Raw genomic sequence first — 13,867 nt, forward strand, 5'->3', positions numbered from 1 at the left:
GCCGGCGCGTGAACTTCACGGAGAATCACCATGCGCAACATGCGTACCCTGGTCGGCGCCGCAGTGGCCCTGGCCCTGTCCGCCGGCAGCGCCCTGGCGGCGGTTTCCCCGCAGGACGCGGCCAAGCTGCAGTCGAGCCTGACCCCGCTGGGCGCGGAAAAGGCCGGCAACGCCGCCGGCACCATTCCGGCCTGGACCGGTGGCATCACCCAGGCACCGGCCGGCTACAAGCCGGGCCAGCACCACATCGACCCGTTCGCCGCCGACAAGCCGCTGTACACCATCACCAAGGCCAACCTTGACCAGTACAAGGCCAACCTGACTCCGGGCACCCTGGCGCTGTTCGCCACCTACCCGGACACCTTCCAGATGCCGGTGTACCCGAGCCGCCGCAGCGGTTCGGCGCCGCAGTGGGTGTATGACAACACCCTGAAGAACGCCACCAGCGCCAAGCTGGCCGAAGGCGGCAACGGCTTCGTCGATGCCTTCGGCGGCATCCCGTTCCCGATCCCGCAGAGCGGCGTGGAAGCGGTGTGGAACCACATCGCTCGCTACCGCGGCACCTACGTCGTGCGTCGCGCGTCCGAAGTGGCTGTGCAGCGCAACGGCGACTACTCGCTGGTGACCTCGCAGCAGGAAGCACTGTTCAAGTACTACATCCAGGGCAAGAGCTTCGCCGACCTGAACAACCTGCTGTTCTACTACCTGTCGTTCACCAAGAGCCCGGCTCGCCTGGCCGGTGGTGCCGCACTGGTCCACGAGACCCTCGATCAGGTGAAGGAGCCGCGTCAGGCCTGGGGCTACAACGCCGGCCAGCGCCGCGTGCGCCGTGCGCCGAACCTGGCCTACGACACCCCGATCGCCGCCGCCGACGGCCTGCGTACCGCCGACGACACCGACATGTTCAACGGCTCGCCGGACCGCTACGACTGGAAGCTGATCGGCAAGAAGGAAATGTACATCCCGTACAACAACTACAAGGTTTCCAGCCCTGAGGTTAAGTACAAGGATCTGCTGACCCCCAACCACCTGAACCCGAAATACACCCGCTATGAACTGCACCGCGTGTGGATCGTGGAAGGCACCCTGAAGCCGGGCGCACGCCACATCTATTCCAAGCGCGTACTGTTCCTCGACGAGGACAGCTGGGGCGCCGCCGAAGTCGACCAGTACGACGGTCGCGGCGAACTGTGGCGCGTATCGCTGGCGTACCTGAAGAACTACTACGAGCTGCCCACCACCTGGACTGCTCTGGATACCTTCCACGACCTGCAGGCGCGTCGCTACCACGTACAGAACCTGGACAACGAAGAGCCGACCACCATCGACTTCAGCCAGGCCGTACCGGACGACTCCTACTTCAGCCCGTCCGCACTGCGTCGCCGCGGCACCCGCTGAGTTCGCTTCGTGCGTGAAAGAGCCCGCCCCATGGCGGGCTTTTTCATGTGCGGAGGAAAAGTCGCCAGGACTTATAGGACCGAGGGGGGACCTCCAGTCCTTGCTCGCGAACGCATCAACCGCCAGCGCTGGAGATGGGCGGGTTCACGAGCAAGCTCGCTCCTACAGACAGAGCTCCGCCTTGGCGGGGCTTTTTTATGCCTGCGCGAAAGCGTGAGGGCCTGAAAGTGTTACCGCTCCACCCGCGGGAAGCCGCCACCCGCGCGCCTTTCGGGCGAGATGGCAAAATGCACTCATCCTTTCGAGTGAGGCGCCCGGGGCTTAACAAAAGATAACGTGCCGTTAATTGTCAGCCCCGGAAAAGGCTGGCTATATAGCTCCAAACTACATACCGCCTGCATAAGAAAAAGAGGTAAAGGCATATGCGTGAGCCCCTGTGGCGCACTTCGAGCGAGCAGCCCGTATCGGGAGTGCGAAGCTCCTTCCCGATGTCGCGCAAGTCGATTTCCCTGCTCGGCGCGTTTTCCTTCCTGATGATGTCCCTGGCTCCGCTGCATGCTGTTGCCGCAACGGACGCCGCCAGTGATTCCAACTCGATCATGTCCGCCAAGGCCTCCAGCAGCTTGCTGCTGAGCATCGCCCATGCCGGCAAGCGGCTGGTCGCGGTGGGAGACCACGGGCACATCCTCTATTCCGACGACGCAGGCAAGAGCTGGACCCAGGCCACCGTGCCGACCCGCCAGCTGCTGACCTCGGTATTCTTCGTCAACGACAAGAAGGGCTGGGCCGTCGGCCACGACGCCCAGGTCCTGGCCACCACCGATGGCGGCACCACCTGGGTGCGCCAGTTCGAGGACCTCAAGCGCGAAGCGCCGCTGCTGGACATCTGGTTCCAGGACGAGAACCACGGTGTGGCCGTGGGCGCCTATGGCGCGCTGCTGGAAACCACCGATGGCGGCAAGAGCTGGGAAGACGTCAGTGATCGCCTGGACAACGAAGACCAGTACCACCTCAACGCCATCACGGCGGTGAAGGATTCTGGCCTGTTCGTGGTCGGCGAGGCGGGCAGCATGTTCCGCTCCAAGGACTGGGGCCAGACCTGGGAAAAACTCCAGGGCCCCTACGAGGGCTCGCTGTTCGGCGCCACCGGCACCACCCAGGCCGGCACCGTCCTGGCCTACGGCCTGCGCGGCCACCTGTTCCGTTCCACCGATTTCGGCAGCACCTGGCAGCAGGTCAGCCTGCCCACCGCCAATGGCGGCGAGCTGGAGTTCGGCCTCTCCGAAGGCAGCCTGCTGGATGACGGCACCATCGTCGTCGTCGGCCACGGCGGCAGCGTGCTGGAGAGCAAGGACGACGGCGTCAGCTTCAGCGTCGTCAACCGTCCGGATCGCCTGTCCCTCGCGGGCGTGAGCGCTGCCGGCAATGGCAACCTGGTGCTGGTCGGCCAGGGCGGTATCCACCTGGCTTCGGCGACCGGCGCCGAGCTGACAGAACAACAATAAGCCGGGGAGCCGCAATGAACGCTCTGAACAAGCATCAACAGGACAAGGCGACTTTCCTGGAACGCATCATCTTCACCCACCGGCCGTTCGTGATCATCGCGTGCCTGCTGGTGACCGTCTTCCTCGCCTGGTCGGCCACGCAAGTGCGCCCGTCCACCAGCTTCGAGAAGATGATCCCGCTGCAGCACCCGTTCATCCAGAACATGCTGGAGCACCGCAACGACCTGGCCAACCTCGGCAACACCGTGCGCATCTCGGTGGAAGCGGTGAACGGCGACATCTTCACCAAGGAATACATGGAGACGCTGCGGCAGATCCATGACGAGGTCTTCTACATCCCCGGCGTCGACCGCTCCGGCATGAAGTCGCTGTGGAGCCCGAGCGTACGCTGGACCGAAGTGACCGAGGAAGGCTTCGCCGGCGGCGAGGTTATCCCGCAGACCTACGACGGTTCCGCCAAGGCTCTGGACCTGCTGCGCAACAACGTGCTCAAGTCCGGCCAGATCGGCCGCCTGGTGGCCAACAACTTCAAGTCGAGCATCGTCGACGTGCCGCTGCTGGAGGTCTACCCGGACCCGAAGGACCAGGGCAAGCTGATGAAGCTGGACTACCGCCAGTTCTCCCATGAGCTGGAAGAGAAGATCCGCGACAAGTACCAGCTGCAGAACCCCAACGTGAAGATCCACATCACCGGCTTCGCCAAGAAGGTCGGTGACCTGATCGACGGCCTGCTGATGGTGGTCGGCTTCTTCGGCATCTGCTTCGTCATCACCCTGGTGCTGCTGCTGTGGTTCACCAAGTGCGTGCGCTCCACCATCGCCGTGCTGTCCACCACCCTGGTGGCGGTGATCTGGCAGTTGGGCCTGCTGCATATCATCGGCTTCGGGCTGGACCCGTATTCGATGCTGGTGCCGTTCCTGATCTTCGCCATCGGTATTTCCCACGGCGTGCAGAAGATCAACGGTATCGCCCTGCAGTCCAGTGACGCGGAAACCCCGCTGCTGGCCGCTCGCCGCACCTTCCGCCAACTGTTCCTGCCGGGCATGATCGCCATCCTCGCGGACGCCGTCGGCTTCATCACCTTGCTGGTGATCGACATCGGCGTGATCCGCGAACTGGCCATCGGCGCGTCCATCGGCGTGGCGGTGATCGTGTTCACCAACCTGATCCTGCTGCCGGTCGCCATCTCCTACATCGGCATCAGCAAGAAGGCGGTGCAGCGCAGCAAGGAAGACGCCGTGCGCGACCATCCCTTCTGGCGCGCGCTGTCCAACTTCGCCAGCCCGTCCGTGGCGCCGATCTCCGTGGTCATCGCACTGGCGATGTTCGCCGGCGGCATGTGGCAGGGCCATCACCTGAAGATCGGTGACCTTGACCAGGGCGCGCCGGAGCTGCGTCCGGACTCGCGCTACAACCTGGACAACGACTTCATCATCCGCAACTACTCGACCAGCTCCGACGTGCTGGTGGTGATGGTGGCGTCCGAGGCCGAAGGCTGCTCCACCCACAAGACCCTGTCCGCCATCGATGAGCTGGCCTGGCGCCTGGAGAACACCCAGGGCGTGCAGTCGGCCATCTCCCTGGTCACCGTCTCCAAGCAGATGATCAAGGGCATGAACGAAGGCAACCTGAAGTGGGAGTCGCTGTCGCGCAACCAGGACGTGCTGAACAACTCCATCAGCCGCGCCGAAGGCCTGTTCAACAGCAACTGCTCGCTGGCGCCCCTGCTGGTGTTCCTCAACGACCACAAGGCCGAGACTCTCGATCGCGCCGTGGCCGTCGTGCAGGACTTCGCCAAGGCCAACGAGAAGGACGACCTGAAGTTCAAGCTCGCCGCCGGTAACGCCGGTATCGAGGCCGCCACCAACGACGTGATCAAGCACTCGGAACTGACCATCCTGATCCTGGTGTACATCTGCGTGGCGGTGATGTGCCTGATCACCTTCCGCTCCTTCGCCGCGACCCTGTGCATCGTGCTGCCGCTGATCCTCACCTCGGTGCTGGGCAACGCGCTGATGGCTACCCTGGGCATCGGCGTGAAGGTAGCGACCCTGCCGGTGATCGCGCTGGGCGTGGGTATCGGCGTGGACTACGGCATCTACATCTACACCCGCCTGGAGTCCTTCCTGCGCCAGGGCCTGTCCCTGCAGGAGGCCTACTACGAGACGCTGAAGTCCACGGGTAAAGCCGTGCTGTTCACCGGCCTGTGCCTGGCCATCGGCGTGGCTACCTGGATCTTCTCGGCGATCAAGTTCCAGGCCGACATGGGCCTGATGCTGACCTTCATGCTCCTCTGGAACATGTTCGGCGCCCTCTGGCTGCTGCCGGCGCTGGCGCGCTTCCTGATCAACCCGGAGAAGGTGCGTCAGAAGAAGGCTTCGATCCTGGTTCACTGATCGACGCTCGAGCAATAAAAAACGCGGCCCTCGGGCCGCGTTTTTTTATGCTCTTCGTAGGAGCGAGTTTGCTTGCGAATCAACGTCCGCGAGGGGGCTGTTCGCGAGCAAGCTCGCTCCTACAGACAGGGCGGATCACGGCAGGATGGCGAAGACCCGCGCCGGGAAGCCTGTGCCTTGGGCGATCTTCGGGAAGCTCACCACCGCCAGCGCGCCGGCCTCGGGCACCTTGTCGAGGTTGGCGAGCAATTCGATCTGGTAGTGGTTGGTGCCCAGGATGTACGACTCCAGCGAATAGTCGTCCTTGCTGGTGGCGACGCCGGGATCGGTATCCGTGGTCTCGTGGCCGGACGCAGTGATCTTGCGCGTCTCGTAGAGGTACACCAGCGCCTCCTTGCTCCAGCCCGGATAGTGCGCGACACCCTTGGCGTCCTGGTTCTGCATCTTCGCCTGGTCCGGCCAGCGCTGGGACCAGTCGGTGCGCAGCGCCGCGAAGGAGCCTTGCGGTACCGGGCCATGCTTGGCTTCCCAGGCCTTCACATCGGCCAGGGTCAGCACGTAGTCGGGGTTCTTCGCCACCTGCTCGTGGATATCGAACACCACCAGCGGCAGGAACTGCTCCTTCACGTCGAGTTGATCGACGCTGCGCAGGCCCTTGTGGAAGTGCACCGGCGGATCGACGTGGGTGCCCCACTGGCCAACGTGGCTGTACAGCTCCACCTGGAAACCGTCCTTGTCCACGGTGTAGAGCGTCGTGCGGCCCATGGGCTCGAAGCCTTTCCAGTGCGGTGTATTGCTGTCGAACGAGTGGGTCAGGTCGACCCAGTCGTGCTGCCTGAGGCTGGCGTAGGTGTCCCACAGGCCCGCCTGGGCGGCCTGGGCCGACTGGACGAGAAGCGGTAGCAGGGCGACGGCGAAGAACAGGGCGGGGCGGCGTTGCATGGGTCTGATTCCTTGACGGGGATGGGAGAGAACGCCTTATCTTTCTCCATCGCTTGTCCAATCATCCAATTCTGAATTCTGCTGTTCTTATTCCAAAACTTATAAGGAGCCATCATGTCCTTTCAATTGATCGAGTACGCCGACGCCAGCCCTGACGTCCGCGCCGTCTACGACGACATCATGGCGACCCGCAGGGTCGACTGGGTGAACAACTTCTGGAAGGCCCTGGCCAATCACCCGCAGACGCTCAAGCGCACCTGGGAAAGTCTCAAGGAGGTGATGGGGCCGGGTCAGCTCGATCCGCTGGTGAAGGAGTTGATCTACGTTGCCGTCAGCGTCACCAACAACTGCAACTACTGCATCGGCTCCCACGGCGCGGCGGCGCGCAAGGCCGGGATGGACGACGCCATGCTCGGCGAGCTGATGGCCGTGGTGGCCATGGCCAACGAGACCAACCGCCTTGCCATTGGCTATCAGGTGCCGCTGGACGATGTGTTCAAGGGGGCGGTGATGGAGCACAGCGGCAGTTGAGATTGTTCGCGAAGCTCGCTCCTACCAAAAGCGCACCGGCGCGTGCCTGTAGGAGCGAGCTTGCTCGCGAACCCAGGCCGGCGATGGATGCTCAGGGTACTGGTGCCGACAACCGCTGCATCGCCTTCACCGGTGTGCCATCGCTCCAGCGCCCCATGGACAGCTGCGCCGGCCCACCGCCCAGCGCGTAATCGCGGTCCTGGCCGTAGAAGGCCGCATCGCACAATGCATCGAACAGCTTCCACGGCCCGAACCAGTCCATCGCATCGGTCGCCAGGGCGTTGTGGGCTGAGGGTTGCCCTTGTTTCAGACGCTGCTTCACGCGCTCCTGCACGCGGTTGAGCAACCAGCTGGAAGAGTCGCTGGGTGGGTAGCGCGGATCGAAGCGCGGTGCAGTCGGCGCCGCATGGTTGGCCAGCAGGGGCGGGCTGCCGTGGCGGTCGCTGCGCAGCAGGAGCAGGTCCTTGTTGCGCGGCGCGACCTGGGTGCTTTCCGAGTAGATGCGCTGAGCGTCATCGCAGGCAACGCGCTCGTCCTCATCACCGCAAAGCGCCAGCAGCAAGGTGCCGGCGGGGATATTGGCCAGCGGTTCCAGTGGCACCTGGCGCCAGCGTGGGCCACTGCTCTTGCCCGGCTCCACCGCCATCAGCGCACGCGGCTCCGGTATGCCCAGCCGTTGCCAGGAGGCGGCGAGTCCGCTGGCGATCAGGCCACCCGCCGAATGGCCGACGTAGGCGACGTGCTCCAGCTCCGGCTTCACTCCCAGCTTGCCTGCCTGCAGATCGGCGATGGCGCGGCGCACGGAGTCGGCTGCGTTGGGCAGGAACTCCGCCGCTGGCGTCTTCAGCGTCGCCTGGTAGCGCGGGTAGATGAGGATGGCGCCACGCCGGACGATGTGCTCGATCCAGGCGCGATAGAGGTCCGGCTGCATGACGCTCCAGCCGTGGGTGAAGACCACCACAGGCGCGCTGGCGGGGGCGGGCCGCTCCGGAGTGAACACCCAGTATTCGTTGCCCTCGGCCGAGAAGTGCCACTGATGCACGTCGGCATGGGCGTAATTCGAACCGCCGGGGCCCTGCAACGGCTGGGTCGGTGGCAGGGCCTCGGCTGCCTGCAGCGGGCCGGCCACCAGGAGGTTACAGATCAGCAGCAGGCCGGCGGCCAGCGCCGGAATCAGCCGGTGGGCGGGCATGGACGCACCTCTGGCGGGGATGCCACCAGCATAGCCGTCAGCGCGGATAGAGCGGCGGCAGGCTGCTGGCCTCCGGCGCCGGCGGTGCGTCCGGGTCGGCACCGGGAAGGGTGCGGATGGCGCGCCAGAGGTCTTCGCCCTGCCAGTTGCGTCCGCCTTCGCTGTCGCTGTAGAGCGCACCGTTGAGGCCATCCAGCGCATCGGACAACGGCACGAAGCGCGCTGCCATGTCGGCCAGGGTTTCCGGTTGTTGCCGGGCCCAGGCGTCCAGCGCCTGGCGGGTGGCATGCGAGTCGTTGGCCTGGCAGGCGCGGCGCAATTCATCCAGCAGGGTGCGGGTGCTCGGGCCGGCCTGCGCCACGCGAATGACCGCCGGCTGGCTGCGGGCGCGCCACCACAAGGCGAAACCGAGCAGGGTGGTCAGGCTGAGCAGCGCGCAGGCGAGCTGCCAGGGCCAGAGCAGCGTGTCGCTGACTGCTGCTTCGCTGGGGGCTGCGGGGACCTCGGTGTGTTCTTCCAGTTGCGCATTGGCGGCGACTTGCAGCGTGCGCGCCGGCAGGCTGGTGCGCTCGACCCGGCGCTCCTGGGTATTCCACCAGACCACCTCCACCGGCGGCAGCTCGACCGGGCCGGCCTTGTCGGCGATCAGCGCTTCGCGTTCCTCGCGGCTGCCGATCATGCCCTGGTCACTGCTTTCGTTGGCCAGCTGCGGCTGGTCCGGGTAATGGCGCAGGCCTTCGGGCAGGGTGACCGGCAGCGGCGGCAACTGGGCGCCGGACAGGCCTTCCACGCGCAGCATGATGTTGCGGGTCAGCGATTCGCCGGCCTTGGCTTCCTCGGGCTGCGGGCTCCAGGTCTCGCTCAGGCTGAGCGAGCGTGCCGGCAGCCAGGGTGCGTCCTTCGGGTAGTCCGCGGGCTTGGGGTCGATCTGCAACGGGATGCTCGGCGAGGTGACCAGCACCTGCTTGCCCGGCTGCGGGCCGAACGGGTTGTAGTCATCGTCGTTGCGGCGCTGGGCAACCTGAGTGGCCTTGAAGGTCTGGCCGGGGATCTCCAGGGTGCCGCTCTTCTGCGGGAAGATCGCGTAGCGCACTTCGATCACGCCATGGCGAACGCCGTTGATGTCCTTCTCGTAGGTGCGCGGCTCGCCCAGTTGCTCGACGCGGGCGTCGTTCATGCGCAGCGGGCTGAGGCTGCTGTCGTCGTACAACGACACCGAGTGGTAGATGCGCAGGGTGAGGATGACCTGGGCCTGCACCCAGCTTTCCTCGCGGTCGACGCTGGCGTCGATGAACACCGGCGCGAGCTTCTGTCCCTCGGCGCTGTCTTCGGCCTTGAGCACATCGAGGCTGATCGGCTCGCTGGCGTTGCCGCCCAGGTGGATCGGCGGGATTTCCACCTTGCCTTCGCTGCGTGGCTGCAGGGTGATGATCCAGCGCGTGGTGGCCTGGGCCTTGCCGTTGAGCGTGGTGAGGCGGTTGACCTGGCGGGTGCCCAGGACCACGAAGTGCTCATCCAGCGGTTTCAGGTCGGGCTTGCCGAACAGCGTCGGGTCATCGGACTCCAGCGTCAGCTCGACGCTCTCGCCCTGGTTCAGGCGCGCACGGTCGACGCTGGCGGTGAAGCTGGCCTCGGCGCGGAAGGCGGCGAGGCAGAGCAGGGTCAGGCAGATCAGCCTTTTCATGGGTTGGGTTCCTGGCGCTGCTGCTGTTGCTGGTACCAGAACTTGCGACGCAACAGTTCGGACGGATCGTCGGGAATCTGCCGCAGCCACTGTTCCAGGGCCTGACGGCGCTCGTCTCCCAGTGGACCGGCATCTTCCGGGTTGGTTTCCTGATCTTCGCGAACGTCGCCGTCGGGCTTGTCGGCCTGGCTGGCAGTGGGTTTGTCGGCTTCCTGCGATGGGTTCTTCGCCGCGGGTGCCGGTTGCGAGTCACGCTCGCTGGCGTTGTCTTCCTCGTGCTGCTGATCCTGAGGCTGGGCGGCCTGGGGATCGCTGCTCTGCCCGGCGTCGTGGTTTTCTTCGGGAGGCTGGTCGGTGCCGTCGCCGGGCGGATTGTCCTTGCGTTGGCGCAAGAGGTCTTCGAGGAGGGCTTTGTTGCGCTTGGCGGCCTCCAGGTCGGGGTTGCGTTCAAGTGCCTGGTCGTAGGCGTCGATCGCGGCTTCCAGCTCGTTCTGTTTCGCCAGGGCGTTGCCGCGGTTGTAGTGGTCGGCGGCCTCGTCACCCTGGGCGAAGGCCTGGGCGGCGTCGACATAATCGCCGGCTCGATACAGGGCGAGCCCCTTCCAGCGGAAGTCAGCGAAGCGCTCGGCCGCCTCGGCCGGCTTGCCGGCGTCGAGCAGGCGCTGGCCCTGCTGGTCGGGGCGCAACCAGAGATCGTTCAACTCGAAGGCGTTGGCGTCCTGCGGCGGCGCCCAGAGCAGCGGCAGCAACAGCGGCAGGCTGAACAGCCAGCCGCGCCGCCCGGCACAGGCGGCGAGCAGGAGCAGTGGCAACAGCAGCCAGTAGCCCTGGTCGGCCCAGCGCTGCAGGCGTAGCAGTGCATCTTCCTCGCTGACCTGCAGGCCCTGGGTGTTATCCAGCAGGCCGAGGGAGCGCAGGTCGCCGCTGCTGGCGCGCAGACGCTGGAAGCGGCCGCCCATGTCGGTGGCGAAGACGCGCAGCCCATTCTCGTCCAGGCGTGGCACCAGGATGTTGCCCTGGTCGTCCTTGAGGAAGGTGCCGTCTTCCTGGGCGATGGGTGCGCCGCCGGGCGTGCCTACGGCGAGCAGTAGCAGGTCCTTGCCCTTGCCCTTGAGCGCCTGGCGAATGCCCTGGCGTTCGCGGGCGTCCAGTGCACTGGTGAGCAGCAGGATACGGCCGTTGCCCTCGGCGCCGTTGTCGAGCAGGCGTCGCGCCTGGGCGACGGCAAGGTCGGCGCGCTGGCCGGGCTCGGGCATGATCGAGGGTTTGAGGGCGTCGAGCAGGTTGCGTGCGGTGCCCAGGTCATTGGACAGCGGCACCAGCGTGTGGGCGCTGCCGGCGTAGACGACGATGGCGGTCTGCGCGTCGCTGCGTGCCTGCAGGAGGTCGAGCAGCTTGCGCCGGGCCTGTTCCAGGCGCGTCGGCTTGAGGTCGGTGGCGAGCATCTGCGGTGTGAGTTCCAGCACCACCACCAGCGGGTCGCTGCGCTCCATGGTCGGTTGCTCCACCTGCTGCCAGCTCGGGCCGAGCAGGGCAAGCACCGCCAGCAGCCAGGCGATGCCCAGGTAGATCCACGGGCGGCGTTCATGACGGCCGTTGCCGCCGACCAGCAGCCAGGGGTGGAAGGCCTGGGGCAGCAGCAGCTGCCAGCGGCCGGCGCGGCGCTCACGGTGCCAGAGTTTCCACAGCAGCCAGCCGAGCGGCAGCAGCAGGATCAGCCACAGCGGGTGCAGCAGGTGCGGCCAAAGGTTGCTCATGGCCGGCGCTCCTTCTGCAGGCGCGCCATCCAGGCCGGCCAGCGCCAGTCCTCGGGCGGCCACAGCGTGCCCACCACCAGCGCTGCGCTGATCAGCAGTGCCAGTAGCAGCGGCCAGCGGTACAGCGCAATGGCCGGGCGCGCCTGGGTTGGCTTCTGTTCCACCGGCTCGAGCCGGTCGAGGCTGTCGGAGATACGCTGCAACTCTTCGCCATTGCGTGCGCGGAAGTACTCGCCGCCGGTGCTTTCGGCGATGGCCTTGAGCGCCGGCTCGTCCAGGTCCAACCCCGGGTTGAGACCGAACAGTCCGGCGACGCCGCCCTGCTTGGGATCGGCGCCGATGCCGATGGTGTAGACCTTCACGTGCTCCTCGGCGGCCAGGCGTGCGGCGGTCTGCGGGGATATCTCGCCGGCGGTGTTGGCGCCATCGGTGATCAGCACCAGCACGCGGCTTTCGGCCGGGCGCTGGCGCAGGCGCTTGACCGCCAGGCCGATGGCATCGCCCAGGGCGGTGTCCTTGCCGGCGATGCCGATCAGCGCTTCGTCCAGCCAGATGCGCACGGTGTGGCGGTCGAAGGTCAGCGGCGCCTGCAGGTAGGCGCGAGTGCCGAACAGGATCAGCCCGACGCGGTCACCCCGGCGACCTTCGATGAAATCACCGAACAGTTTCTGCACGGCGTGCAGGCGGCTGACTTCCGCGCCGTCCCAGGTCATGTCGGCGTAGTCCATGGAGCCGGAGACATCCACCGCTACCAGCAGGTCGCGGCCGGTGGCGGGGATCGGCAGTGGCTCGCCGACCCACTGCGGGCGCGCCGCGGCCAGCAGCAGGCAGAGCCAGAGCAGGGCGAAGGGCGCCTGCTGGCGCCAGGCCGGCAAGCGCGCGCGGGCACGGCGGCCGGCGAGCCCTTCGAGTTCCTTGAGGAAGCTGACCTTGAGCGCCGCCTCGCCATTGTCGGCCGGCGGCAGGATGAAGCGCATCACCCAGGGCAGCGGGGCGAGCAGGAATACCCACGGCCAGGCGAGCTCAAACATGCTTGCGCACCCAGGTTTCCACGGCGGCGGCAAGGCCGTCGATGGCCTTGTCGTCCAGCTTGCACTCGGCGCGGTAGCCCCCTTCCACCAGGATCATCCAGCGGGTCAGGCCGGCGGCCGGGCAACGGGTGTCGAGGAAGGCCAGCCAGGCACGGCCGCTCAGGGTATGGCTGTGGCTGTCCGGCCAGCGGGCGCGCGACAGGCGTTTGAGCAGGCCATTGAGCGATTGCAGCCAGGGCCCGGCCGGCGCGCGGTCATAGGGGCGCGGCAGGCGCTTGAGTTCTTCCAGGGCGGCTTCGCGCAGCGGGTCCAGCGGGGCTTCCGTGACCACCTTGGCCTTGCGCCTGGGCAGCCAGCGCTGGCGATTGCGCCACAGCAGCCAGAGCAATAGCGGCAGCAGCGCGGCGAGCAGCCACCAGCCCGGTGCCGGGGGCCACCAGGGCACTGGCGCCGGTTCGATCAGCGGTTGCAGTTGGTCGAGGGGATTCATTTGGCATAACCCGGCTGATGCTGTTCCAGCAGGTTGCGCAGCTGCTCCACCAGTTCTTCCTGGGTGGTCAGCGGCAGCAGCGGCACACCAAGGCGCAACGCAAGGCGCTGCCAGCGCTCGCGGCGGGCCTCGCCGAGGGCGCGGTAGGCCAGGCGCTGCTCGTCGATATGGGTGTCCAGTTCCAGTTGTGCCTGGCCCTCGGCGAACCTCAGCAATCCGGCAGCGGGCAGGGCGTGGTCGAGCGGGTCGGATACCGGCAGCATCACCAGGTCGGTGTGCCGCGCCAGCAGGGACAATTGTTGCTCGGCCACGTCGCTGAGCGCGCGCTCGTCGCACATCACCATGATCAGGCTGCCGGGACGCAGCACCTCGCGGGCGCGGCGCAGGGCCATGCCGAAACCGTCGCCAGTGTGGCTGAGGTTGGAGCCGGCGAGCAGGGCGTTGTTGGCGCGCACGATCAGGTTGAACAACTGCAGCAGGCTCTGTTTGCTGCGCCGCGGCTTGATCTCGTGGCATTCGCTGTCGGTGAACACCAGCCCGCCGATGCGGTCGTTGTGTGCCAGCGCGGCCCAGCCGACGAAGGCCGCGGCACGGGCGGCGAGCACGGACTTGAACGACTGCCCGGAGCCGAAGAACATCCGCGCGCTCTGTTCCACCAGGACGTACACCGGGCGCTCGCGCTCTTCATGGAACAGCTTGGTGTGCGGCTCCTGGGTGCGCGCGGTGACGCGCCAGTCGATGGTGCGCACGTCGTCGCCGGCCTGGTACACGCGCACCTGGTCGAAGTCCACGCCACGGCCGCGCAGGCGCGAGTGGTGCAGGCCGATCAACGGGCTGCGCCGCGAGGGCGTGGAAAACAGCTGGACTTCGTGCAGGCGGTGACGGATCTCGATCAGCTCGCCAAGGGAAATCGCGACGCCAGGCGCCAGGACATTGTGCAT

At 66.4% G+C, this 13,867-nt stretch carries 11 protein-coding genes; 4 read left to right on the forward strand and 7 right to left on the reverse strand.

Annotated features, from left to right (window positions below; all coding sequences use genetic code 11):
- Positions 1-30 precede the first annotated feature (30 nt).
- The 3 genes from A6723_RS20310 (at position 31) to A6723_RS20320 (ending at position 5,299) form a co-directional block, all read left to right on the forward strand.
- On the forward strand, positions 31-1,398 hold the full coding sequence (locus A6723_RS20310) for a DUF1329 domain-containing protein (protein ID WP_054909188.1): 1,368 nt from the start codon (positions 31-33) through the stop codon (positions 1,396-1,398).
- Between the two features lie 422 nt (positions 1,399-1,820).
- Positions 1,821-2,903: a YCF48-related protein gene (locus A6723_RS20315; RefSeq protein WP_054909189.1), complete on the forward strand. Its 1,083-nt coding sequence runs from the start codon at positions 1,821-1,823 to the stop codon at positions 2,901-2,903.
- A 14-nt stretch (positions 2,904-2,917) separates the two neighbouring features.
- Positions 2,918-5,299, forward strand: coding sequence for an RND family transporter (locus A6723_RS20320; protein WP_054909190.1), 2,382 nt, complete (start codon positions 2,918-2,920; stop codon positions 5,297-5,299).
- A 135-nt stretch (positions 5,300-5,434) separates the two neighbouring features.
- Here the strand turns inward: A6723_RS20320 and A6723_RS20325 are convergent, their stop codons facing one another.
- Positions 5,435-6,241 (reverse strand): cyclase family protein, encoded by an 807-nt coding sequence (locus A6723_RS20325; RefSeq protein WP_054909191.1) that lies wholly within the window; start codon positions 6,239-6,241, stop codon positions 5,435-5,437.
- Positions 6,242-6,355: 114 nt separating this feature from the next.
- Here A6723_RS20325 and A6723_RS20330 point away from each other — a divergent pair, with 114 nt between their 5' ends.
- Entirely contained in the window at positions 6,356-6,772 is a 417-nt protein-coding gene (locus tag A6723_RS20330) for a carboxymuconolactone decarboxylase family protein (protein ID WP_054909192.1), read from the forward strand.
- Between the two features lie 91 nt (positions 6,773-6,863).
- Here A6723_RS20330 and A6723_RS20335 read toward each other — a convergent pair whose 3' ends face one another.
- The 6 genes from A6723_RS20335 to A6723_RS20360 are packed head-to-tail and all read right to left on the reverse strand — an operon-like array spanning position 6,864 to position 13,867.
- Entirely contained in the window at positions 6,864-7,964 is a 1,101-nt protein-coding gene (locus A6723_RS20335; RefSeq protein WP_054909193.1) for an alpha/beta hydrolase fold domain-containing protein, read from the reverse strand.
- A 37-nt stretch (positions 7,965-8,001) separates the two neighbouring features.
- On the reverse strand, positions 8,002-9,648 hold the full coding sequence (locus tag A6723_RS20340) for a BatD family protein (protein WP_054909194.1): 1,647 nt from the start codon (positions 9,646-9,648) through the stop codon (positions 8,002-8,004).
- Positions 9,645-11,405: a VWA domain-containing protein gene (locus A6723_RS20345; protein WP_054909195.1), complete on the reverse strand. Its 1,761-nt coding sequence runs from the start codon at positions 11,403-11,405 to the stop codon at positions 9,645-9,647. Before A6723_RS20345 ends, A6723_RS20340 begins: the two co-directional genes overlap by 4 nt.
- Positions 11,402-12,436 (reverse strand): VWA domain-containing protein, encoded by a 1,035-nt coding sequence (locus tag A6723_RS20350; protein WP_054909196.1) that lies wholly within the window; start codon positions 12,434-12,436, stop codon positions 11,402-11,404. The genes A6723_RS20345 and A6723_RS20350 overlap by 4 nt, the downstream gene beginning before the upstream one ends.
- Complete coding sequence (locus A6723_RS20355; protein ID WP_054909197.1) at positions 12,429-12,926, reverse strand: DUF4381 domain-containing protein; 498 nt, start codon at positions 12,924-12,926, stop codon at positions 12,429-12,431. Before A6723_RS20355 ends, A6723_RS20350 begins: the two co-directional genes overlap by 8 nt.
- Positions 12,923-13,867 carry a DUF58 domain-containing protein gene (locus A6723_RS20360; protein ID WP_054909198.1) on the reverse strand — a complete coding sequence of 315 codons (945 nt, stop codon included), beginning with the start codon at positions 13,865-13,867 and terminating at the stop codon, positions 12,923-12,925. The genes A6723_RS20355 and A6723_RS20360 overlap by 4 nt, the downstream gene beginning before the upstream one ends.

The sequence above is a fragment of the Pseudomonas sp. AU11447 genome (assembly GCF_001672555.2).
In the GTDB taxonomy this organism is placed as follows: Bacteria; Pseudomonadota; Gammaproteobacteria; order Pseudomonadales; family Pseudomonadaceae; genus Pseudomonas; species Pseudomonas nitroreducens.

Bases quoted from the DNA above. Each gene is read 5' to 3' on its own strand.
- A6723_RS20310 (WP_054909188.1), top strand. From the start codon at position 31: ATGCGCAACATGCGTACCCTGGTCGGCGCCGCAGTGGCCCTGGCCCTG.
- A6723_RS20315 (WP_054909189.1), top strand. From the start codon at position 1,821: ATGCGTGAGCCCCTGTGGCGCACTTCGAGCGAGCAGCCCGTATCGGGA.
- A6723_RS20320 (WP_054909190.1), top strand. From the start codon at position 2,918: ATGAACGCTCTGAACAAGCATCAACAGGACAAGGCGACTTTCCTGGAA.
- A6723_RS20325 (WP_054909191.1), bottom strand. From the start codon at position 6,241: ATGCAACGCCGCCCCGCCCTGTTCTTCGCCGTCGCCCTGCTACCGCTT.
- A6723_RS20330 (WP_054909192.1), top strand. From the start codon at position 6,356: ATGTCCTTTCAATTGATCGAGTACGCCGACGCCAGCCCTGACGTCCGC.
- A6723_RS20335 (WP_054909193.1), bottom strand. From the start codon at position 7,964: ATGCCCGCCCACCGGCTGATTCCGGCGCTGGCCGCCGGCCTGCTGCTG.
- A6723_RS20340 (WP_054909194.1), bottom strand. From the start codon at position 9,648: ATGAAAAGGCTGATCTGCCTGACCCTGCTCTGCCTCGCCGCCTTCCGC.
- A6723_RS20345 (WP_054909195.1), bottom strand. From the start codon at position 11,405: ATGAGCAACCTTTGGCCGCACCTGCTGCACCCGCTGTGGCTGATCCTG.
- A6723_RS20350 (WP_054909196.1), bottom strand. From the start codon at position 12,436: ATGTTTGAGCTCGCCTGGCCGTGGGTATTCCTGCTCGCCCCGCTGCCC.
- A6723_RS20355 (WP_054909197.1), bottom strand. From the start codon at position 12,926: ATGAATCCCCTCGACCAACTGCAACCGCTGATCGAACCGGCGCCAGTG.
- A6723_RS20360 (WP_054909198.1), bottom strand. From the start codon at position 13,867: ATGCACAATGTCCTGGCGCCTGGCGTCGCGATTTCCCTTGGCGAGCTG.